The sequence below is a fragment of the Planococcus salinarum genome (assembly GCF_007004625.1).
Taxonomy (GTDB): domain Bacteria; phylum Bacillota; class Bacilli; order Bacillales_A; family Planococcaceae; genus Planococcus; species Planococcus salinarum.
This window is the reverse complement of the sequence record NZ_VIFV01000007.1, coordinates 27,926-50,633: the sequence shown is the minus strand read 5'-3', so window position 1 is coordinate 50,633 and position 22,708 is coordinate 27,926. Positions and strand designations below refer to the sequence as shown.

Annotated in this window: 17 protein-coding genes; 13 read left to right on the top strand and 4 right to left on the bottom strand. The window is 47.1% G+C overall.

Annotated features, from left to right (window positions below; translation table 11 throughout):
* Window positions 1-62 precede the first annotated feature (62 nt).
* Together DIJ65_RS05945 and DIJ65_RS05940 are read left to right on the top strand one after the other, a co-directional pair.
* The gene (locus DIJ65_RS05945; protein WP_142836468.1) at window positions 63-245 is read left to right on the top strand and encodes a hypothetical protein; all 183 of its coding nucleotides are present in this window, start codon (window positions 63-65) and stop codon (window positions 243-245) included.
* A 551-nt stretch (window positions 246-796) separates the two neighbouring features.
* Window positions 797-1,120: a hypothetical protein gene (locus DIJ65_RS05940; protein ID WP_117300015.1), complete on the top strand. Its 324-nt coding sequence runs from the start codon at window positions 797-799 to the stop codon at window positions 1,118-1,120.
* Window positions 1,121-1,159: 39 nt separating this feature from the next.
* On the opposite strand, the gene DIJ65_RS05935 is transcribed toward DIJ65_RS05940, so the two are convergent.
* On the bottom strand, window positions 1,160-2,359 hold the full coding sequence (locus DIJ65_RS05935) for an MFS transporter (RefSeq protein WP_117300017.1): 1,200 nt from the start codon (window positions 2,357-2,359) through the stop codon (window positions 1,160-1,162).
* Between the two features lie 558 nt (window positions 2,360-2,917).
* Here DIJ65_RS05935 and DIJ65_RS05930 point away from each other — a divergent pair.
* Together DIJ65_RS05930 and DIJ65_RS05925 are read left to right on the top strand one after the other, a co-directional pair.
* On the top strand, window positions 2,918-6,682 hold the full coding sequence (locus tag DIJ65_RS05930; RefSeq protein ID WP_117300019.1) for an AAA domain-containing protein: 3,765 nt from the start codon (window positions 2,918-2,920) through the stop codon (window positions 6,680-6,682).
* 4 nt (window positions 6,683-6,686) lie between these two features.
* Window positions 6,687-7,445, top strand: coding sequence for a hypothetical protein (locus DIJ65_RS05925; RefSeq protein ID WP_117300021.1), 759 nt, complete (start codon window positions 6,687-6,689; stop codon window positions 7,443-7,445).
* 92 nt (window positions 7,446-7,537) lie between these two features.
* Here the strand turns inward: DIJ65_RS05925 and aldA are convergent, their stop codons facing one another.
* Together aldA and DIJ65_RS05915 are read right to left on the bottom strand one after the other, a co-directional pair.
* Window positions 7,538-8,989 carry an aldehyde dehydrogenase gene (gene aldA, locus DIJ65_RS05920; RefSeq protein ID WP_117300022.1) on the bottom strand — a complete coding sequence of 484 codons (1,452 nt, stop codon included), beginning with the start codon at window positions 8,987-8,989 and terminating at the stop codon, window positions 7,538-7,540.
* Window positions 8,990-9,132: 143 nt separating this feature from the next.
* The gene (locus tag DIJ65_RS05915) at window positions 9,133-10,131 is read right to left on the bottom strand and encodes a TRM11 family SAM-dependent methyltransferase (protein ID WP_117300024.1); all 999 of its coding nucleotides are present in this window, start codon (window positions 10,129-10,131) and stop codon (window positions 9,133-9,135) included.
* Between the two features lie 333 nt (window positions 10,132-10,464).
* Between DIJ65_RS05915 and eutB the strand changes: the two genes are divergently transcribed.
* From eutB to DIJ65_RS05870, 9 genes are all read left to right on the top strand, one after another.
* The gene (gene eutB / locus DIJ65_RS05910; RefSeq protein ID WP_117300026.1) at window positions 10,465-11,451 is read left to right on the top strand and encodes a hydroxyectoine utilization dehydratase EutB; all 987 of its coding nucleotides are present in this window, start codon (window positions 10,465-10,467) and stop codon (window positions 11,449-11,451) included.
* A gap of 134 nt (window positions 11,452-11,585) precedes the next feature.
* Window positions 11,586-13,289 carry a PucR family transcriptional regulator gene (locus tag DIJ65_RS05905; RefSeq protein ID WP_117300028.1) on the top strand — a complete coding sequence of 568 codons (1,704 nt, stop codon included), beginning with the start codon at window positions 11,586-11,588 and terminating at the stop codon, window positions 13,287-13,289.
* A gap of 232 nt (window positions 13,290-13,521) precedes the next feature.
* On the top strand, window positions 13,522-14,754 hold the full coding sequence (locus DIJ65_RS05900) for a M24 family metallopeptidase (RefSeq protein ID WP_117300030.1): 1,233 nt from the start codon (window positions 13,522-13,524) through the stop codon (window positions 14,752-14,754).
* Window positions 14,738-15,742 (top strand): cyclodeaminase, encoded by a 1,005-nt coding sequence (locus DIJ65_RS05895; protein ID WP_117300032.1) that lies wholly within the window; start codon window positions 14,738-14,740, stop codon window positions 15,740-15,742. The genes DIJ65_RS05900 and DIJ65_RS05895 overlap by 17 nt, the downstream gene beginning before the upstream one ends.
* A 13-nt stretch (window positions 15,743-15,755) precedes the next feature.
* Window positions 15,756-16,955, top strand: a complete 1,200-nt coding sequence (locus DIJ65_RS05890; RefSeq protein ID WP_117300034.1) for a cystathionine gamma-synthase family protein — start codon at window positions 15,756-15,758, stop codon at window positions 16,953-16,955.
* A 27-nt stretch (window positions 16,956-16,982) separates the two neighbouring features.
* Entirely contained in the window at window positions 16,983-18,230 is a 1,248-nt protein-coding gene (locus tag DIJ65_RS05885; protein WP_117300036.1) for a M20 metallopeptidase family protein, read from the top strand.
* A complete protein-coding gene (locus tag DIJ65_RS05880) occupies window positions 18,220-19,275 on the top strand; it encodes a homoserine dehydrogenase (RefSeq protein ID WP_071152442.1) in 1,056 nt (351 codons plus the stop codon). Before DIJ65_RS05885 ends, DIJ65_RS05880 begins: the two co-directional genes overlap by 11 nt.
* A gap of 21 nt (window positions 19,276-19,296) precedes the next feature.
* A complete protein-coding gene (locus tag DIJ65_RS05875) occupies window positions 19,297-20,736 on the top strand; it encodes an aldehyde dehydrogenase family protein (protein WP_071152443.1) in 1,440 nt (479 codons plus the stop codon).
* Between the two features lie 62 nt (window positions 20,737-20,798).
* A complete protein-coding gene (locus DIJ65_RS05870) occupies window positions 20,799-22,394 on the top strand; it encodes a BCCT family transporter (RefSeq protein WP_117300038.1) in 1,596 nt (531 codons plus the stop codon).
* Here the strand turns inward: DIJ65_RS05870 and DIJ65_RS16700 are convergent.
* Window positions 22,332-22,679 (bottom strand): transposase, encoded by a 348-nt coding sequence (locus DIJ65_RS16700; protein ID WP_117300040.1) that lies wholly within the window; start codon window positions 22,677-22,679, stop codon window positions 22,332-22,334. The genes DIJ65_RS05870 and DIJ65_RS16700 overlap by 63 nt on opposite strands.
* Window positions 22,680-22,708: the final 29 nt, after the last annotated feature.

Sequence of the window (22,708 nt, the reverse complement as noted above, 5' to 3'; positions counted from 1 at the left end):
GCCCAAAAAGGTTATGCTTGAAAGAGTTCACCGGCCACATCTGTGACGGGGAGAACGGAAAGATGATCGAAATGGCATTTCTGAACAAACTGAACGCGTTAAAAGACAAGTCGATTGAAAAAAGCAAGGCGCACTGGGAAGAAAACAAAGACGACTATAAAGAAAAAGCTTCGACTTATAAAGACAAGGCCGTGGAAATGAAAGATGACGTGTCGAAAAAGATAAAAGAGAAAACGAAGAAATAAAAAGGCGCTGCAGATTGCAGCGCTTTTTTATTTGGGTAAATTCAGGGCTGTTTACTTTTGGAGGGGGTTATCAGACTGTTGGGAGAATGGGCGGGAAATCGGCGAACGCGGAAATAAATCGCTGAACGCGGAATTAATTTTTTGAACGCGGAATTAATCTCCTGAACGCGGAATTAATTCGCTGAGCGCGGATATCCGCTAATATGCCAATTCCGCAATAAGAAACAGCAGCGTCAGAAGAGAGTAAAAAGCCGGTTGGATGCTTTTCGCAGGCGAAAAGCGAAAAGAACGGAAGAAAATCCTTAGAGCAGGCAAAATCATTCAACTTCTGAAGACATACCGGCTGTAGATTTCTTTGCAACCAGTTTACGGCGAGGTGATGTGAAGGGAGAGACCTGTGTATCTTTTTTAAAAGGTGTTTTGCAGAATCTTTTTATATACTTAGCATTCAGTTATCAGAATACTTGTGTTGAAGTTATTGAATGTTACATTAATAGGTAGAGGGATTAACCGTTTTCTGTATAATATTTCAAGGATCAGGGGGTGTTAACGTGAAAGACAAAGCGGTTTGGATTGAGACAATCGGCTTTATTATAGTGATAATTGGACTTGTTTTGATGTTTTCGGATTTTGCCGGTAGTGGCGATCTAGTTGTTTCACTGTTACTGCTTGGCATAGGGATTACCATAATCGGTGGTCTGATGGGGTCGATGAAGAAGATTGTTGTTTTGGCACTGCTCCTAGCGGCTGGTGCTGCAGTCACTTATTTTTACACGGATAACGATTTTTTGTTTAATGCGTTAATGGTTGTGAGTGTCACATTAATCTTGGTGGATATGATTTTGAGTTCGAAAAGAAAAAAGCTTCAGTCATGACGAAAAAAGGACTTCCACATAGCTGGAAGTCCTTTTTCGTCATGAAGTTGAAGCGGCCGCAAGACGGGCCCGTTCTTTTCTGCCGTGCAGTACATAATAAAGAAGGGAAGCGACGAATGCCGTAAAGCCGAGTATGGCATAGAGTGAACTGAAGCCGGTCAGCGGGATGATGAACCCGAGGATATACGGACCGAAACCGAGACCGGCATCCAGAAAGATAAAGAATGTTGACGTCGCCAGCCCCATCCGGTGCGGTGGCGTCAGCTTGACGGCGATCGCCTGGGTGGTTGACTGGAGATTGCCGAAACCAAAGCCGATCAAAACGGCAGCGGTTAAAAAGGTCAAGCTGCTGCTGGCGGTACTGAGAAGCAATAATCCTGCGGCCAGAAAACCGAATGCGGGATACATGACAAAATTGGCGCCTTTGTTGTCCATCAAGCGGCCGGTAAAAGGACGCGACAACAAAACCGCAATGGCATAGACCACGAAAAAGAAGCTGGCCGTTTCAACAAGATCGATTTCGATTGCATAAAAATTGATGAACGAAAGAATGCTGGAAAAGCACAAGGCGGCCGTAAATGTGATGATTGCGATGGGGATCGCTTTTGGCTCCAGGTAACCTGAAATCTTGAATCCCTTTGTTTTGTCGCTCCTCCTGGAATAATCGACTGGCGGCACTTTCGTGAAAAGCGCGAACACCAAACTGACAATCCCGAACACGACACACAGGGCGAAAATCATTTCAAAGCTGGTGCGCTGGCTCATATACAGGCCGATAAACGGACCAATTGCCGTCGCGAGCGTTGAACTCATGCTGAAATAGCCGATGCCTTCACCTTTTCGCGTCATGGGAATGATCTGTGCCACAATCGTTCCGGCGGCGGTGCTGGCCATACCAAGGGTCATTCCGTGCAGAAACCGGTTAATCAGTAAAAAAGTGAGTCCCAGGTTTACAAAATAGAGCAACGTGGTCAGGACAAACAGGATCAGTCCAATGACCAAAGTGCGCTTGCGGCCGATGTTTTCAATCAGCCGGCCGATGAATATTCGGCCTGTCATAGTGCCGATGATGGCGATGCCTGTCGCCAGCCCGGCTTCGCTTGTGGATGCACCGAATTCTGCCACGGCATAAACGGCGATCGTAACAATCAATAGAAAAAAGACTAAAGTTAAGAAAAAATTAACGGTGGAAATCAAAATGAATTCCCTCGTCCAGAGTTTTGGTTTATTATGCGTCAATTGGTGTCTCCTTGTCTGATAAAGTATGCTGCAGCGGATTTCAGGTCCATCTTCAGAGAATAACTATAGCGGACCATCCACGTGAGTACAAGAATTTACATAAAAGGAACTGGAAATGAACCGAATTTCAATTTTTCTTCTATTGTAAATTGTTTGACCACATTCATTTTGGACCAGCCTGATTTTATCAGCGATTTTTTAGTGTTTATCAGCGATTTTTTTCGATTTATCGGCGATTCTGAGATTTATCGTCGATTTTCAAGTGTTTATCGTCGATTTTTTTCAGTTTATCGTCGATTTTTCATGGTTTATCGTCGATTCTGCAGAAGCTGACGCGTGAAGGCAATCGAAGAGGGTCAGTCGACGATTCCCAACTGCACTTAATTTCATTAGCCCATCATTTTTGCTGCTCCACATGAAAAATGAATCTTTTGCCTGTGATTTTATTGTTATGGCATTGCTGAATAGATGATATGATTAGAAGATAAGAAATTTACGCAGACCCCTATTATAATCGGTCGCAGAATTGATTTTTCAGATTTCAGAACAGGTGATGGCATGGTTCAGGCACAGACAAATACATATAAAACTTCAATACGAATAACCAAAACCGCTTCGGAAAAAATGAGAGGGTTCGGCATCAGCGAACGCTCATTTTTTATTGCGGGCCAGCCTTTTCAGGTCTTTATGGAACGCTATCCGTCAGGTTCGGATGGCTCTCTTTCGGTTGCGCTGTTTTTTGGACGGGAGGAAACGCGCAGGTTGGCGACGGATGTGAAAGGATTGATTGTCCTCCACTGCGTGTTCCGCAACCACCAATTGCTGGTGACCAATGTGACGCTGCGAAAAGCGTACCAGGCGCTGGGGACGAACTGGCAGCGGGAAGAGTCGGTCGTGTTCACCGATTCGCGCGATCCGGTGCCGGTGGCGTTCATCAATCTGATCAACCGCATGACGCCGGCGAAAGAGCGGTCCGACTATGTGAAGAAACGAATCTCAAGTTGGGAAGGTTATTTGAAGATCCAGGAGCAGGGAATGGACATACCGGATATCAAAACGCCGTATTCGAGCTTCACGTTCAATCCCGATTTCAGCCGTATCACGCTCACGGGCTGCCGGATGAACGACAAGGAATGGAAGTCGCTCCGGAAGTTGAGTGTGCGACTCACCGGAATCGAAGGCGATGTCGGGACGGTCCTGAAAGCTTCGAACAAGGCCGTTGAAGTCGAATTAAACCCGTACATAATCAAACAGCTGCGCGAAAAAGGGCACGGACTCACCCACAGGGAAGTCGTGTTCAGCAATTTCGCGGCGCTCAGCCAGATCCGCAGGTTGCGGCAGGGCTTCACGAATCTGGAGAAAGGGCTGGCTGTGAACCCGCAGCTTGACCGGCTCCTATTTGAAGAAGAACCGAAAGTGGCACCGCTGAAAGCGTTGGAAAAGCTGACGTACCACAACCGGCTGAACGAATTTCAGCAGCAGGCGGTGTCGGGCGCAGTGGCAGCGGAAGATCTGTACGTCATTCAAGGTCCGCCGGGGACGGGCAAGACGACCGTCATTTCGGAAATCTGCCTGCAGAACGCGAAAAAGGGTTTGCGGACACTCGTCGCTTCCCAGTCGAATCTCGCGGTGGACAATGCGCTGGGGCGCCTGTTGGCGAATAAAGACATCCGCATTTTACGGGTCGGCCGCACCGAGAGCATCGAAGAAGAAGGCAAGAAATTCATCGAAGAAAACGTCGGCCAGTATTGGAAAGACAGTACATTGAAAGAAATCAGCAGCCAATACGATACGCGCGCGAAGCGCGAAACAGAAGTGGCGAAAAAACTCGCAGCAACCGAACGCGCATATGATGAACTGCAGCCGGTTTTTGAAAGTTTGAAGAAAGCCGTGGCGGATAAAAAGGACGCAGCGGCGAAGCAAAAAGAAATTGAGAGTTTATTAAACAAAGAGCGGCAAAAGCTCCAGGCCTTCGAACTGCAAAGGGAGCAATCGCAGCAGGAAGAGCGGGACAGCGAACAGAAATTGGAGACGCTCGCAGCATCAATCGCGGAGGACCAGGCGATTTTGGACAGCGGCAAAGACATGGCGTGGTATCAGCATGAGGAGTTGCGAATCAGCAAAGTAATCCAACAGCTTGAGCACGCGAGACGTTTGGACCTGCTCCAGGAGGAAACGGCAGCCAAGAAACAGGACATTGCGACAACCACCGACAAACGCGGGCAAGTGAGCCAACAGATCAGCGGGAAAACCGCTGCACTCCAGGCAATCGACAGCGTCAAAAAAGTTGATGAAGGGATGCAGCTGATGGCTCAGCACGAAATCGAGGAAACCACAGCCATCACGTATGCCATCGGCAAACTGGACATGATCCGCGACAAAATGGCGGAGCGGAAAAATCTGGAGAAAATCAACACCAGCTTAACAGCGGCAATCGCCTATGTGGAAAAATTGCTGGCACCGACAGGGGTTGCGCTCGATAAGGTTAAAGAAGACGCGCTGGCACAAACCGGATTCTTCACGATGGCGGATATCGAAGGGTTTTTGGACAAGTTGCGAATCTTCCTGAAGAGTTCGCCGAGCATCGATCCGTCCGCGCTTGGAAAAGCATTGACCGGTTTGTACAAGCGGCAGAATGAATTATGGAGACGTGGCGCCGAGCTGAAATCTCCTGAGATGTATATAGAAGATTCCAAGCGATCGTTTCAGCAGTTGAAAGGAGCGATTGGTGCCGAACTTCAGAAGCAGCAACAGCAATACGAGGCGCTGGATGCCAAGTGGCTCAGCGAACTGGAAAGGATGCAGCAGAATCTCGATGTCCTTCAGCAGCAAGCCACTCCATTGCCTGCCGATTTCGACATTCCGCCTGATATTGAAGAGGCGATCCATCTGCATAAAGTCCAGCTTGCTCAAGTGGAAAAAGACAAGGTTTCCTTTGAACAGGTCGGACAACGGTTGGAAAGTCTGCAAAAGGAACAGCTGCAGGAAATCGAAGCACTTGAAATCAGCCGGGCAAGAATCGGTGAAATCGACGGGGTATTGGGGCAAGTGCGGGAACGTCTGGACAGCATGCACAAAGAGAACGAATCGCTGCTTGAAATCCTGTCTTCCGATCCGGAAACGGACTACGAAACGACGGCGAAACAGCTCGCCAGCCTGTCATTCGACAAGGAATCGCTGAAGCAGGAACAGAAAAGTCTGCCGCTGATGCAAACGATTCAAAAGAAATGGCTGGATTTATTGAAAGACGCCAATGACCATGACTTGGATGAAATCCGCAAATTGTATATCAAGCACGCCAATGTAATCGGGACGACCTGTGTTGCTTCGGCACGCAAGGATTTTATTGACAACTACCCGGAATTTGATGTGGTAATCATTGACGAAGTGTCGAAAGCGACGCCGCCGGAACTGCTGCTGCCAATGCTGAAAGGCAAAAAAATCATTCTCGTCGGCGACCACCACCAATTGCCGCCGCTGCTCGGCAACGATACGCTGGAAGAAACGCTCGAGGAAATGATCAAGGAAAACAGCGGTTTTGAAGAAAAGCGAGAGCTCGAGAAGCTGCTGGAAGAGTCGCTGTTTGAGCGCCTGTACCGCAACTTGCCGGAGTCGAACAAGACGATGCTGGCGATTCAGTACCGCATGCATGCAGACATCATGGAGACAATTGCACCCTTCTATAAATTCGACAACGACCAATTGCAATGCGGGCTGGCGGATTCGGACCGGGAGCGCGATCACTTCCTCGAATCCCTTACAGTAAAACGCAGCAACCACCTGATGTGGGTCGATTTGCCGAATGAACCCGCGTATTTCGAGGAACGGATGAGCGGTGGGAAAAGTCTGTACAATCCAGTCGAGCTGCAGGAAATCAGCCGCATGCTGGTAGAATTGAATGATGCTGTGGCTGAAGCGAAAAGCGCAGGACGCATCGCTCCCGATGAGCTGAAAACAGTGGGTGTCATTTCGTTCTACGGCGAACAGGTGAAACGGCTGCAGCGTATGATCGATCAGGAATTGCGCTTGCCGCATTTGACGATCCGCACGGGCACCGTCGACCGTTTCCAGGGCAGCGAGATGGAAATCATCCTGCTCAGCATGGTGCGCAACAACCAAAACAATCACGGCGACATCGGTTTCGCCAAGGATTACCGCCGGCTGAACGTCGCCTTGTCGCGCGCCAAGCAATTATTGGTGCTGATCGGCAGTTCGGACATGTTTACGAAGCGGGCGAAAAAAGAGGAAACGAAACGGATGTACCGGCACGTGCTCGAAACGGTCGAGAAGAAAAATGGCGTGAAGGTCTTGCAGAAGGGATGAGCGGATGGAGGAACTGATAAAAAAACTCGCGGCAAGTGTAGCGTCAAGTCCGGATGTGTTGATTCGAAAGAGCGACGTTTGGCGATTGCCGGTCGTGCTCCTGGATGTGTCATACGACCGCGTCAAGCGCTTGAAAATGGACATTCTGATGAAGATGCTGCTGTTTGCGTTTCAGCAATCGGAAATTCGCCGCGCCGCCGTCCTGGCAGATATGCTGTCGGTGGAAGAGCTGTTCATCAGCGATTTGATCCATAAGATGAAACGCACCGGTCTCATAGGGCTCGGGAAGAAAGGCTACGTCCTGACGCCGAAAGGTTATGACTATCTGGAAAAAGGCATTTTCGAAGAAGCGCTGGACGGCGGCCAGGCACTGATTTCTTTCAGTGCCGCGCATGACGAGTATCGGATGGTGGAAGTGGACAGTGCACCGGTTGATGAGAAGCTTGTGGTTTACCGCTACGCCGTGGAGGCGGAGGCGAACAGAGAGCGGATGCTTGGACTGCTGTCGAACGAAAAGGATGCGGTCGAAGAAAGTTTTCAGATCCTTGTCAGTGGCATCGCGGACGTGGAAGAACTCGACAACGATTATGTCGCGTGCATCGAATTTCAATTATACGACCAGGAGCAGGACATTCTTTTTGCACGTATCTGGAATTCCGGAACGGGTGAATGGGATGAAACGCTGGAAAAGCAGGTGGAGGAGCGGGAACTTGTGGAATGGCGTGAAGTTATGAAAGCGGAAAAAGCTGAGGCGAATCAATGAATTCCTTCTTCTTTTTCAGCATGACAGCAAAGCAGAATCCCCACGAAAAAAGGTGCGAAACGTTTGTCGTTTCGCACCTTTCTCTATAGTAATTATTTTTTATCATTTTTATACTGCATGTACACCACTTGCGTCGCCAAAAAATCTTCCATGCCGTGCTTGCCATCGGCTCCGCCGAGACCCGATTGGCGCATGCCCGCATGGTAGCCTTGTACGGCTTCGAAATTTTCACGGTTGACGTAGGTCTCGCCGAATTTCATTTCATTGACGACCCGCATCGCTTCGTTAAGGTCATCGGTGTATACGGAAGAAGATAGGCCGTATACCGTGTCATTCGCTTTTTCGATTGCTTCGTCCAATGTTTTGAATGTCGTGATGGGTAGGACGGGACCGAAAACTTCTTCGCGGATAATATTCGAGTCATGCGACACATTGACCAGAATCGTCGGCTTGTAGAAGAAGCCCGATCCGTTGGTTGGCCGCTCTCCGCCGGTAGCGACAGTTGCGCCTTCTGCAACTGCCTGCTTGACCATGTCTTCGACCGTTTCCAGCCGGTCCTGGCTGATCAATGGACCCATTTCAACATTTTTATCTTCGCGGGGATTGCCCAGCTTTTTCGCTTCAAAAGCTTTGATCAGCTTTTCGGTCAATTCCTCTGCCACACTTTCATGTACATAGAGGCGTTCGGCGTTCGTGCAGGCCTGCCCTCCGTTAGCAAGGCGGGATGTAGTGATCGCCTCCGCCGCAAGATCCAAATCGGCATTTTGGGTGACGATTGCCGGTGCTTTGCCGCCCAATTCCAGGTTGACTTTGGTAATGTTCTGCGCTGCCGCTTCCATCACTTTCGTTCCCGCAGCCACACTGCCGGTCATCGTGATCAACTGGACTTTTTTATGAGCCGCCAGTGCATTGCCGATTTCAGAACCGGTGCCAGTCACCACGTTAAAGACACCGGCAGGAATTTCGTCCATCGCGTCTATGAGTTTTGTGAATTCCATGGCTGTATTCGGTGTCTGCTGGCTCGGCTTGATCACGATTGTACAGCCGGTTACCAAAGCTGTGGCGACTTTTCGCGCGAGGATGAAGATTGGAAAGTTCCAGGGAATGATGCCGGCTACAACGCCAATCGGTTTTTTATATACGAAGATATTTTCGTTCGGGCGGTCGCTCGGCAGAATTTCTCCTTCGATTCTTCGCGCCCACTCGGACATATAATGGAAGTAATCGATGGCAAGATCAACTTCGCCGCTCGCCAATTCGTAGTCTTTCCCTTGTTCTTCCTGCAGCAGGTCAATGAAGATATCACGCTTTTTGGCAATTCCATCGCCCAGCTTCCGGACGATTTTTCCGCGTTCGATATTGGGGGTCAGTTCCCATGCCTGCTGCGCCTGGAACGCAGCTTCGACCGCTTTGTCGGCGTCTTCTTTATTGCCTTTGGGAATTTTGGAAATCACTTCTTCAGTGGCAGGGTTGATGACTTCGATCCAGTCGTTGCCCGTGGAATCTATATAATTGCCGTTCACGTACAATTGATGCTTCTGCACATTATTTCCTCCTAATAGTAGGCTTTCTCCCTCTTTTCCCTTTGCCCCGGTACTTAAACGGCAGGGGGAAGAGACACATCTATTGTCTCAAAAACTTAACCCTGCGATAAAACCTCCCGAATTATTGAATTCGGGAGGTTTTATCATGCCTGTTTTAATTTTGCAGTACTTAAAGGTATCTTATCCACCCGCTCACAAACCAGAATTTCACGCAGGAATAACGATTTTTTTGCGATGCAGCGGTCCGTTATGGTAAAACCGGCTTCTTCAATCATGTGATCAATCGTTTCGATTGTCACGACGAGAAGTTTATCGGTTATAGGTTGAGCGTATTTCAGGATGGCGAGTTGTTCATCAGGCGTAACGTGTGTATAAAGGTTATACGGCATGTCGATAATGGCGACATCGTATTGCTGGTTGATGTCGGCAATCGGCCCCAAATCAACTTCTCCCGTCAATCCGAAATGTGCGATGTTTTCCCGTGAACCGTCGACGACAAGCGGATTGATGTCACGACCAACTATATCGATACCCATCGACAGGGCCTCGACCAACACCGTGCCAATACCGCAGCACGGATCAATCGCTTTGACGCCGGCAGGGTCGGGCACAGCGATATTGGCGACTGCGCGCGCCACCCGGCTGCTCAGCGCGGTGGAATACTCCCGAGGTTTCTGTTGATGCCGGAACCAGACAGGCTCACTTTGCTGATATTTGCCAAAATACCAGCGGCCGCCGAACGGAATCAGTCCGAATGTGATGTCGGGCGTGTGGACATCCGCTTCTCCTGTGATGGCCGCGCCGATCTGCCGTTCGATTTCTCGTTTCCCCCCAAAATCAACTTTGTCAGCCGAAGCCAGACCATTGATTTTCAGGAAAATCACTTTAAAGGTCGCTGCTTCCATGTTGATTTCAGCGGTTTGTTCGAGAATATCCGCCAATTCTGCGCCTTCCAATAACACTTCAATGCGCTCCTTGATGAAAGGGCTTCTGCTCGGGTCAATGCCGCGCGCAGTTTTCAGGATTTTCTCATCGGTATCCTTTCCAAAAAAAGCGCGCATTTCCAAATGACATAATTCTTTCTCATCTTCCGTGTATGCAAATGTATATATAAATTCACCAGTTGGTGTTAAATGTTTCAATCGATCCCGTCCTTCTTTGTGACCGCAATGTCCAGGCGGCTTTTAATTAGTATACCAGTAACAGCAGAAGTTCATGTCCGAGGGAATGCAACAATACTGCTCAACACCGACATGCCCCGTGAATTTATAGTGCATTATCCCGCAAATACATGAAATGAGAAGACGGTAGTAGGGTTTCCTGATATTATTGTTCAGAAAAAGAAGGGGTTTTCATCCCGAAATTGAAAGATACAGGAAGGATGGATTTTCATGGGGTAAAGTATAATTTTCTGAAACTCCTTCTTGATAAACAGACGTGCATCAGTAGCATAAAACGAAAAGGGGTTTCAGGTCATGGTTCAAAAAATGCGGGTTCAGGAAATTTGGGAGGCACGCAAGCGGATTGCTCCTTTAGTACACAAAACACCATTAATACGGTCGCCGCTTCTGACAGAACAAGCGGGACGGCCAATCTATTTGAAGCTTGAAAACGTCCATGACATCGGTGCTTTTAAAGTCAGGGGAGCTGCCAATAAGATGCTCAGCTTAAATGATGAAGAAAGGAAGCGCGGAGTTACGACATATTCCACTGGAAATCACGGCATGGCAGTTGCTTTTATCGCAAAAAAATTGGGGATAGAAGCAAGAGTCTGTATTTCCAACCGCGTTCCGAAAGCGAAAGTGGATTTGCTGAAAGCAATGGGCGCACATGTTGAAATAGTGGGTGAAAGCCAGGATGCGGCGGGCATCCGCTGTTATGAATTGCAGAGAGAATATGGCATTACGGTTATTGAACCTTTTGATGACCGCCATGTAATCGCCGGGCAAGGTACAATCGGCCTGGAACTGCTGGAAGATTTGCCGGATCTGATAGACGTCATTGTGCCTTTATCTGGAGGGGGCCTGCTGTCTGGAGTCGGCTTGGCTTTGAAATCGAATAGCCCTGAGATACGTATAACGGGGGTCTCGATGGAACAGTCAGCGGTGATGGTGGAAAGTTTGAAAGCCGGAAAACCCCTGGAAATGGAAGAAAGTGAAACACTTGCCGACAGCCTTCTGGGGGGAATCGGCCTAGATAACAAATACACTTTCAGCATGGTGGAAAAATATATGGATGACGTGCTGCTCATTCCTGAATCACGGATTGCCCACAGTTTGGCGTATATGGTCGACAAGCACCGCCTCATTATGGAAGGGGCTGCGGCTACAGGGATTGCTGCTGTCCTGGACAATAAAATCCATCATCAGGAAGGGCCGATCGCAATTATCATTTCAGGGCAAAACATTGATATTTCGATGGTCCTTGACTTAATGCAAAAATACACAGCTGAAAAAGAGTAGTATTTTCAGCAGGTAAAAATTTATTCGCAAAATTCAATAACTTCTTTTTCTGCTATTATTATGTATAACGGTAAGCGGTTTATGCTTCACTGGTTTAGCATGCGGACAGGTGTCAAGGTTCGAAGGGGGATTTTATGCAACATACAGTAGCAGACGTATTGAATTACGAGATTTTGAAAAATGCCAGTGTCCTATCCGGCAAAGAAGTGCTGAGTGAACGGTTTGTGCAATGGATTTCAGTCATTGAGATGCCCGTTGAGAATTTTGTGCGAAAAAATGAAGTCGTTTTAACAACAGCAATCGGCTGCAGTAATGATGTGGAGTCTTTGAGATCGTTTGTTCAGGACATTATCGATTCGGAAGCTTCAGCTCTGATGATCGCCCTGGGAAGGTATATCTTTGATGTGCCGGCAGAAATCATTGAGATGGCCGAAGAAAAAGGCTTCGTAATTATTGAATTGCCCTGGGAAGTCCGTTTTTCCAATATTGTTGAAGAAGTGATGAGTGACTTGAACGACGTTCAGCAGAAAGACAGAAAAAAATCAGAAATCGTTCAGCAGGAGTTATTAAAACTTATCCTGGACGAGGCTGATCTTCATCAAATTTCAAAATATATTCAAGAGAAAATCGACTGCCGGATCATTATTACGGATTCAGCGGGAGTGATTCAGGAAAAACGGGGACACACTCCGGATTTTCTGAGAAAATGGTATGAATTCGTGCAGGCAGGAAATTTCCCTGAGAGAAAAGAAAAGGCTGTTGCTGATCATGATCCCATGTTCCAGAAGTTCCAGATCGTCGAAGCGGAAGACCGCATATTTCTGCAGTTACCGGTTCTGCAAGTTTCCGCAGATCCGCAAGGATATTTGTTCGTCCTGCTTCCGGTTGAAAGTACAGTATCATCCTACCTGACACCTTATCGGGTCACTGTACTTGAACATGCAGCTACGACTATCTCTTTGTGGATTTCCAGAAGGAACGCTATTGAAGAAACGAAATTGAGTTTAAGAGGCGACTTTGTATACGAGCTTGCCAAAGGGGAGTTTATCTCTATGGACCAGGCAAATTCCCGCTCCAAATTACTTGGCTATAATTTGAATTTGCCCTATGTATGTATAGTGGGCCTGCCTGAGAACCTGGAAGAGCTTTTTGAAAAAAGAAAGCAGGATTATGATGCTTTTCCACAATGGTTTAAAAGCATGATTCATTATATCGAAGAAGAAATCTATTATGCAGCCCAATCTCTTAAGCGTGAAGTGATGATGACTTATCAGGGAGGACGGTTGCTGATTTTTCTGGAAATCCCTTGTATAACGGAATTTGAAACTGCATTGAATTTCCTTGATTTGGCCGAACGCCGTTTAAGGAATCTGCTTCCGGAAGTTGTATTGTCATGGGGGATCGGAAGCCACCGGGAAGGATATAAAGGTTTAGCAGAAAGCTATCAAAACGCCAATCTTGCACTGGACATCGGCCGGCGAAAAAAAGGGAAAGGAAACCGCATGCTGTATGAAGATACCCGCGTGGACCGCATCCTGTTGAACCTCACGCAAAATGATGAATTGAAAAAGATTATTACAGCGACCATTGATCCGATTTTGCAATATGACCAGCAGCGGAACATGGATTTGATCAACACTTTCAGTGCCTATAATAAATACCATGGGAATGTCAGCCAAACGGCAAGAGCTTTAAGCCTTCACCGGCAGTCACTATTGTACAGACTGCGAAAAATCGAATCCCTGACAAATTTATCGCTGATAGACCCGGACGATTTGTTTCTTTTGGATTTGAGCATTAAAACTTGGAAACTGGGTGTTTCTGAAGAATTAACTTAATAATTGCAACTTATACAAAGCTCCGGCCTCTTTTTTTGAAAAGAAGAAGCCGGGGCTTTTGCTTATAAAGAACAACTATAGAGGAATTAGTTAATGTGACTATAAATAAATAGAATTTTCATACATTATGGCGGATGTAGTTTTTCGGCGGTAAAACTATACTGAAAATAAGGATTTGTTGTTCCGAATATTTAAAAAATTTATTTAATTTTAATTAGGAGGGATTTTCCCCATGTCATTTTCCGCAATGGAGTATCAGCAAAGAATCCGCAAGACAAAGGAACGGATGGCAGCAAAAGGGGTTGAAGTGCTGCTTATCACCGATCCGGCTAATATGAATTATTTATCCGGTTATGATGGCTGGTCATTCTACGTGCACCAGATGCTGATTGTCATCGGCGACGAAGATCAGCCGATTTGGGTGGGGCGGACAATGGATGCGAATGCGGCCAAACTGACCACCTGGCTGTACACGGATAATATCATTCCATATCCGGACATCTATGTTCAGTCTGACGTGCTCCACCCGATGGATTTTGTGGCCGATATCCTCAAACAGATTGGTCAGGAAAAACGCTCCATCGGTGTTGAAATGGAAAATTATTATTTCACGGCAAAATGTTACGAACAATTGAAAAAAGGCTTGCCTAACGCCAAATTCCAAGATGCGACCTTGCTGGTGAACTGGGCGCGGATCGTGAAGTCGGACCAGGAAATCGAATACATGAAACGTGCTGCTCTGTTTGTTGAAAATGCGATGGCGGATGGCATTAAGATGATAAATGAAGGGGTCCGTGAATGTGATGTTGCAGCTAAGATCCTGCATACACAAGTTTCCGGAACAGCAGAATACGGAGGAGATTATCCGGCAATCATGCCTCTGCTGCCTTCGGGTGAGAAAACATCGACTCCGCATTTAACATGGACCGATGCCCGCTATAAACAAGGAGATTCAGTTATTCTCGAATTGGCCGGCTGTTATAAGCGTTATCATTCTCCGCTGGCAAGAACAGTTCATATTGGTCGGCCGAACGAGAATTTAAAAGCGCTTTCAGAAATCACAGTCGAAGGTTTGAATGAATGTCTTGCCATAATCAAACCGGGTGTTGCGCTTGAGGAAGTGGAAGAGACTTGGAGAAAGTCGATTGCCAAAAGCGGTTATTTGAAAGAATCCCGGATCGGCTATTCAATGGGACTGAACTATCCGCCTGATTGGGGCGAACATACGGCAAGCATACGAAAAGGTGATAAAACGATTCTGCAGCCAAATATGACATTCCATCTGATTCCAGGGATGTGGTATGAGAAATCGGGATTTGAAGTGAGCGAGTCATTCCGTGTAACAGAAACCGGCTGTGAAACTTTTGCAGATATGCCGCGTGAACTGCATATCAAAGATGATGTTTTACTGGGATATCAGGCACCGGTGAAGGAGGTGCAGCAGAAATATGCTGATCTTTTCTGAAAATGACCTCAAAACAAACGTCACGCTGAATGAGACAGCAATCCAGGTGGTTGAAGACGGATTTGCAAAATTGGTAAAGAATGAAGTTGTAATGCCACCTGTCATGCGTATAGATGTTCATGACCGAAAAGGTGAAGTCGATGTAAAGTCAGCTTATATAAAAGGTGAAGCTATGTTTGCGATTAAAGTTTCCTCCGGTTTTTTCGATAATTACAAGCTGGGGCTCCCGAGCGGCAATGGACTGATGATGCTGATCAGTACAGAAACCGGAATTCCGGAAGCAATCCTTTTGGACAACGGATATTTGACGGAAGTCCGGACTGCTGCCGCCGGAGCAATCGCAGCGAAATATTTGGCAAATGAAAAAATCGGTACTGTGGGGATTATCGGAGCAGGAAGCCAGGCAAGGTTTCAATTAAGAGCACTGGCACTTGTAAGAAATTTTAAGAAGGTCCTTGTTTATGCCCGCTCAGAAAACCGCGCCGTGAAATGTGCCGAAGAAATGAAAGCGGAGCTCGGTGTAGAAGTCCAGGTAGCAGATACGGTGGAACAAGTCTTCCGAGAAAGTGACCTGGTTGTCACAACAACCCCTGCGAAAGAGCCGGTCATTAAAGTTGAATGGCTGCACCCGGGCCTTCATATTACAGCGATGGGTTCAGATGCGGAACATAAACAGGAACTGGAACCGGAAATTCTCGCCAATGCGGATAAATTGGTCTGTGATTCAACAGCGCAATGTGCCGTGATTGGTGAATTGCACCATGCATTGGACAGTGGTTCTGTAACAGATGCTTCCGTCATTACTGAATTGGGTGAATTGACTTCTCAAAAAGTGAGGGGGCGAAGCCATAAAGAACAGATCACAGTATGCGATCTGACTGGAACCGGTGTCCAGGATACCGCAATTGCTTTATACGCCTATAACGAAATGATCAAACAGGGCTTGGGTCTGCAGGCAGAAAACCAAACAGCATTACAAAAAAACTAAGAGGAGTGGTCTTATGACACATGAAAACATTCAAATAGGAACAAAAGCGGTATGGGCAGGAGAAAAAGAATATTTGGCGCACGGTGCCACTCAGGTTCCGGTCGTATTGAGCGTGGCTTATACGTACGATGATATGGACGAATGGTACGATGTGGCGATTGGCAAGAAAAAAGGCCATATATACGGACGCAATACGAATCCGACGGTCCAGGCATTTGAAGACAAAGTGAAAATTCTTGAAGGCGCAGAAGCGGCAACAAGTTTTTCTACAGGAATGGCTGCAATCAGCAACACATTAGCAACATTCCTGTTGCCGGGCGATCGCATCGTTTCAGTAAAAGATACTTATGGCGGTACAAATAAGATTTTCACTGAATTTCTTCCGCGTCAAAACATTGAAGTTTCTTTGGCGGAAACGGGGAACCATGAAGCGATTGAAGCGGAAGTCGCCAAAGGCTGCAAAATTCTTTACTTGGAGACACCGACAAATCCGACAGTTAAAATCACTGACATCGAACGTATGGCGAAAGCAGGACATGAAGCAGGAGCGCTTGTTATCATCGACAACACTTTCGGAACACCAATCAACCAAAATCCACTGGCTCTTGGAGTTGACCTGGTTATCCACAGTGCAACGAAATTTCTTGGCGGACACGCGGATGCCCTTGGGGGAGTATTGGTCGGATCACATGAACTGGTTGAACAAGTCTACCATTACCGGGAAATCAACGGTGCGACAATGGACCCGATGGCGGCGTATCTGACGTTGCGGGGAATGAAGACGCTCCACCTCCGCGTGCGTGAACAGTGCAAAAATGCAATGGAGCTGGCTGAATATCTTCAAACAAAAGAAATTGTGGAAGATGTATTTTATCCGGGACTGGAAACTCATCCGAACCATGAAATTGCGAAAAAGCAAATGAAGGATTTCGGCGGAATGCTCAGCTTTGCGGTTAAAGGCGGTGTTGAAACAGTAAGAGATCTATTGCCGAAACTGCAATATGCGCATCGAGCCGCCAACCTTGGTGCTGTGGAGACTACAGTCGGTCCGGCACGTACGACAAGCCATGTTGAATGCACCCCGGAAGAACGTGCTGCAATGGGGATTCCGGAAGGTTTGATCCGTGTTTCCTGCGGCATCGAAAATATTGAAGATATTATCGCTGATTTCGAGCAGGCATTCAAACATGTGGAAAATAAAGTGAAAGTATAATGCCAAACAGATACGAGGTGTAAGGAAATGTCAGGAAATCATCCTATCATCGAAGAGGCCAACGGCTTATTGAGCCAGCTGATTGAATGGCGCAGAAACTTCCATCAGTATCCTGAACTCAGTTTCCAGGAGTTCAGGACCTCCCGCTATATTGCTGAAACGCTGGAGAAAATCGGCGGAATCAAGGTGGACAGAGGAATTGGAACTGAGACAAGCGTAATCGGTACATTGACCAATGGTGAAGGTCCAGTAATTGCCATCAGAGCCGATATTGATGCGCTGCCAATTCAGGAAGAAAATGAAATCGGCTACCGTTCCCGACATGAAGGGGTTATGCACGCCTGCGGACACGATGCCCATACAGCCATCTTGCTGGGGGTTGCGAGGATGCTGGCCGTCCGTTTTGAACGGAGGGAATTGACTGGCACTGTAAAATTCGTATTTCAGCCGGCAGAAGAAAGTACTGATGGTACCGGTCTTTCGGGATCGCCCTATTTGATGGAAGCGGGAGTATATGACAATGTGGACGCCGCAATGGCGCTGCACATGTGCCCTTGGCTTTCGGCGGGAGAGGCTCAGATCAATGACGGACCGAGCATGGCAAATGTCGATGTTTTTGTAGCCAGAATTTTCGGCACGGGCGGACACGGAGCTTATCCCGAATTGGGCACTGACCCCGCATGGATGCTTGGACCGGTTTTACAGGCTCTCCATGGGATTGTGGCGAGAAAAATTTCTGCTTTGGAAGCGGCTGTCATCAGCATCGGCCAGATCCATGCGGGAACAGCCAGTAATATACTCCCGACTGAAGTAATGATTGAAGGGACGATCCGCAGTTACGATACAGCCATCCGTGATTTGCTGGCAATGGAATTGCAAAAAGCCCTTAACGTAGTTCACTCGCTGGATGGTTCTTATTCACTGGAAATCCAAAGGGGTGAACCGGCTTTATTTAATAATCCGATCGTAAACGAAAGATTCATACAGGCGATTCATGAACTTGATCCGGAGTGGCGGATTATCAAAAAGCCTTTTGGCATGGGGGGAGAAGATTTCGGATTTGTCACGCAGCAGCTTCCGGGAGCGATGTTTTTTCTCGGTTGTGCGCCGTCGGATGGAGTTCAGCGTGATCTTCACACCCCAATATTCGAAATTGACGAAAACTGCCTGCCGATCGGAACGGCCATACTCGCACAATCAGCGATCGATTTTTTGAAGGACGGAATAAGTGTACGAAATCAAACGAAATTAGAGGTGGATGCTTATGGTTCATAAATTGGCTTTTATAGGATTTGGCGTAGTTGGCCAAGGATTGGCGGAAATACTCCGGGATAAGAAAGAAGCGTTGAAAAATGATGAAGGCTTTGAAGCGGAACTGGTTGCCATATCCGATTTGATGAAAGGTTCCATTTATCACCCGAAAGGTCTGGACATTGATACCGTTCTGCGTGTGGTAAAGGAAACAGGCAACCTGGAAAACTATCCGCAAACAACAGGCCTCATTACAGGGTGGGATAGTCTGACAACGATCCGGGAGACAAACGCGGACACGGTTATAGAAGTATCTTTCACAGATGTCCATACCGGCCAGCCGGCAATCGATCATTGCAAAGCGGCATTTGAAAGTGGAAAGAATGTAGTGATGACCAATAAAGGGCCTGTAGCCCTTGCTTACCAAGAGCTTGCTGAAATTGCCGCTGACAACGATGTTCATTGGGGATTTGAAGGGACAGTTATGAGCGGGACGCCTGCTCTCCGGATGCCGGTCGCAACGTTGGCGGGCAATGAGATTACAGAAATCCGCGGTATCCTCAACGGCACAACAAATTACATTTTGACAAAAATGGAGGATGAGGGAGTCGCTTATGAGGATGCTTTGAAAGAAGCACAGGAGCTGGGTTATGCAGAAGCGGATCCGACCAGCGACGTCGAAGGCTATGATGCACGCTATAAAATCGTAATCCTTGCCAATTATGTGATGAAAGCCCCGCTGACAGTAGCAGAAGTTTCATGCAAAGGCATTTCCCATATCACGTTAAAAGATATTGAAGAAGCGAAAGCTGAAGGGAAACGGTGGAAACTGCTGGCAAAAGCCCGGAAGGAAGGAAATCAAGTAATTGCTTCCATCGCGCCTGAAAAAGTGAGTCTGAATGATTCCCTTGCTTCGGTCAGCGGAGCCACGAATGCCATCACTTACGAAACCGATTTATTGGGAACGGTTACATTAAGCGGGGCAGGAGCAGGGAAAATCGAAACCGGTTTTTCCTTATTGATTGATTTGATCACCATAGCCCGGAATGTACAGACAGTAAAACTATAGCGATGAAAAGGTGGTAATCGAATGACAACTCATCTTAAAGGCCAGAAAATGTATCTTGCAGGTGAATGGGTCAACAGCGAAAAAGTCATTGAAGTCCGTGATCCTCAAGACAACAGAATCATCGATACAGTGCCGGCTGCTGCAGCGGAAGATATGCTGAAATGTGTGGAAGAGGCGAAAGAAGGAGCCAAAATCGCGGCGGCGATGCCTGTCCATCAGCGTATGGCAGTTATCAATGCTGCTGCTGACTACATTGAGAAGAACAGTGAAAGGTATGCACGGACACTGGCATCTGAAAGCAGTAAAACTATCCGTGAGGCCGGCAAAGAGGTGGGACGAGCGATTCAGACACTCCGCATAAGCGCGGAAGAAGCAAGACGCATCAACGGCGAAACGATTTCTTTTGACCAATCGCCGGGAAGCGAAAACCGTGTCGGTTATTTTTACCGCTTTCCAATCGGCATTATAGGAGCAATCACTCCTTTCAATGATCCGCTTAATCTGGTGGCTCATAAAGTAGGGCCGGCGATTGCGTCAGGCAATGCCATTATTGTAAAACCGGCAACAGTGACGCCGCTTAGCGCGCTGCTTCTTGCAGAGGCTTTTGCCCATGCGGAACTTCCCATGAAAGTATTGTCAGTTATTACAGGCCATGGCAGTGAAATTGGTGATGCTTTGGTTACGCATCCGGCAGTGCGGATGATTTCTTTTACAGGCGGAGTCGAAGCCGCGGAAGAAATCGCACGAAAAGCCGGTCTGAAGAAACTTGGCATGGAACTCGGGTCCAATTCCCCGGTAATCGTTTTAAGTGATGCAGACCTCGAAGATGCAATCGAATCCAGTGTATCAGGTGCTTTCTGGGCCGCAGGGCAGAATTGTCTCGGTGTTCAGCGAATTTATATTCAGGAAGGGGTTTTTGAGGCTTTCAAAGAGAAGTTTGTCGGTCGCGCCACGGATTACCTGGTCGGGGATAAACAGTCCGAGCTGACTGATATGGGACCGCTGATTACTGAAAAAGAAGCAATCCGTGTTGAAAAACTGGTTAACGAGGCTGTTAAGAAAGGAGCGAAAATTCTAACCGGCGGCGAACGCGATGGCGCTTTTTATTCGCCGACAGTATTAATCGATGTTCCAGAAAACTGCACAATTGCCAGGGAAGAAATTTTCGGTCCGGTTGTATTGCTTTATCCGGTGGCGGATTTGGAGGAAGCCATTCACTTATCCAATAACGTCAATTATGGTTTGCAGGCAGGAATCTTTACGAAAAATATTGATTTGGCGCATAAAGCGATCGCCAAACTGGATGTAGGCGGAATAATGGTCAATGACAGCAGCGATTTTCGCATTGATGCGATGCCGTTTGGTGGAGTGAAACAATCTGGATTAGGAAGGGAAGGCATAAAGTTCTCGATACAGGAAATGACTGAACCGAAAGTTGTCTGCTTTAAATTATCCAACTGATCCAAAGAAGCCGTGACCTTCGGGGGCGCCCCGAAGGCAGCGACCATAAGGGAGAGGATGTTATGAAGAAAAGTTTGAAACGCGTGTCCTATAATAATAAAACATTTAAAGTTTCAGCTTTGTTTATTGCCTTATTCACCATATGGGGAGCATTTTCCCCTGCCAGCCTTGCAAAATATGCTTCTGCAGTTTTTGCATTTACAAGCAACAGTTTTGGCTGGTTTTATTTAGTCAGTGTGGCTGGATTTGTATTTTTCTGTTTGTATTTAGCATTCAGTAAATACGGCAGCATTAAACTGGGGAAAGACGGCGAAAAAGCGGAATTTTCGTTTTTTACTTGGATCAGTATGCTCTTTAGTGCCGGTTTTGGGGTGGGAATTGTCTTTTGGGGGGTAGCCGAGCCTTTGACCCACTTTTCCTCCCCGCCTGTTGCTGGAGTGGAACTTCAAACCGCTGAAGCTGCAAGAACGGCAATGCACTATTCATTTTTCAATTGGGGAATTCATCAATGGTCAGTGTTTGCAGTGGTCGGCTTAGCTTTGGCATATTATCAATATCGCCACAACCGCAAAGGCCTTATCAGCGAAACGATTACGGATGTGCTCCCGCGCAAAGGAAAAAAACAGTTGAAATTTTCGATAAGTGTTCTTGCAATCATCGCGACCATTATCGGAGTTTCTACTTCGGTCGGAATGGGTGTCATGCAAATCGGAGGCGGCTTGAATTACGTTTTTGAGGTTCCGAACAGTCCGCTGGTACAAATTGGCATCGTAGCGGTGATCATGGTTCTTTATCTGATTTCAACCACTACAGGGATCAATAAAGGAATCAAATTTCTGAGCCTGGCGAACATGCTCCTTGTAGCAGCATTGATGCTCTTTTTCCTGTTCAGAGGGCCGACAACTTTTATTATCGAAAGTTTCGTAGTGGGTATAGGAGATTACTTTCAGAATTTCGTTGGAATGAGCTTCTTTTTAACTCCTTATACGGGTGAATCATGGGTCAACGATTGGACAGTTTTTTATTGGGCATGGGTCATTGCCTGGTCGCCGTTTGTCGGTTCTTTTGTGGCTCGAGTATCGAGAGGAAGAACTATTAGAGAATTTGTTCTCGGTGTCATGGTTGTACCGCCGCTGATCGGCTTTGTCTGGATGGCCATTTTCGGGGGCACAGGGTTATACTTCGACCTGTTCCTTGACACAGCTATTTCAACGGCAGTATCCCAGGATGTAACAACTGCTGTGTTCGTATTATTGCAGGAATTTCCATTTTACACAGCGTTATCTGTCATCATGTTACTGTTGATCGTCATTTTCCTGGTGACTTCAGCAGATTCGGCAGTTTTCGTACTGGGAATCATGTCGTCGGATGGAGATATAAATCCTTCGACAGGAGTAAAAGTGATTTGGGGCATCCTCATGGCGGCTATTACATCTGTGCTTATTGTAAGCAGCGGGTTGAGAGGCTTACAAACCGCTTCCCTTGTAGCAGCGCTGCCGTTTACATTAATTATGATTCTCATGAGCGTAGCCCTGATTAAGTCTTTGAGAAAAGAAGAGGCTGGCGATCCAGTGGAGCAGGAAGAAACGGAATCCTCATTTGCAGCACCAGAACCCCCTCCGGTGATGAATGCTTCCATTCTTGAGGAGAAATCTTGATACATCAAAATAAGAGGGGGCTGTTCCAGAACCCCTTAAAATATAACAGACGGAGAAAGAGAACTCTTTTTTCTCCGTCTGTTTTTGTTGTGGGAGCGGGTTTTCTGAAAGCAGCAGCCGTTTGCCCGCTGATTTGGTGCAGAGGGCTTTTATCGGGCAATCCGAACAGTCTTCACATGCGTAGATTTTCAAGCTCTGTTCGTAACCGGAGGCATTTTTTGTTCGATAAGTTTTAAATTCAACACGCCGGCCATTCGGACAGATAAAGCAATCCGCTTTTTCCAAATAAGTTCAGTTTTTCGCGTGTTTGTTGT

Coding starts and splice junctions, on each gene's coding strand:
- DIJ65_RS05885 (WP_117300036.1), top strand. CDS start 16,983: ATGTCAGGAAATCATCCTATCATCGAAGAGGCCAACGGCTTATTGAGC.
- DIJ65_RS05925 (WP_117300021.1), top strand. CDS start 6,687: ATGGAGGAACTGATAAAAAAACTCGCGGCAAGTGTAGCGTCAAGTCCG.
- eutB (WP_117300026.1), top strand. CDS start 10,465: ATGGTTCAAAAAATGCGGGTTCAGGAAATTTGGGAGGCACGCAAGCGG.
- DIJ65_RS05880 (WP_071152442.1), top strand. CDS start 18,220: ATGGTTCATAAATTGGCTTTTATAGGATTTGGCGTAGTTGGCCAAGGA.
- DIJ65_RS05870 (WP_117300038.1), top strand. CDS start 20,799: ATGAAGAAAAGTTTGAAACGCGTGTCCTATAATAATAAAACATTTAAA.
- DIJ65_RS05930 (WP_117300019.1), top strand. CDS start 2,918: ATGGTTCAGGCACAGACAAATACATATAAAACTTCAATACGAATAACC.
- DIJ65_RS05900 (WP_117300030.1), top strand. CDS start 13,522: ATGTCATTTTCCGCAATGGAGTATCAGCAAAGAATCCGCAAGACAAAG.
- DIJ65_RS05890 (WP_117300034.1), top strand. CDS start 15,756: ATGACACATGAAAACATTCAAATAGGAACAAAAGCGGTATGGGCAGGA.
- DIJ65_RS05895 (WP_117300032.1), top strand. CDS start 14,738: ATGCTGATCTTTTCTGAAAATGACCTCAAAACAAACGTCACGCTGAAT.
- DIJ65_RS05875 (WP_071152443.1), top strand. CDS start 19,297: ATGACAACTCATCTTAAAGGCCAGAAAATGTATCTTGCAGGTGAATGG.
- DIJ65_RS05945 (WP_142836468.1), top strand. CDS start 63: ATGATCGAAATGGCATTTCTGAACAAACTGAACGCGTTAAAAGACAAG.
- DIJ65_RS05905 (WP_117300028.1), top strand. CDS start 11,586: ATGCAACATACAGTAGCAGACGTATTGAATTACGAGATTTTGAAAAAT.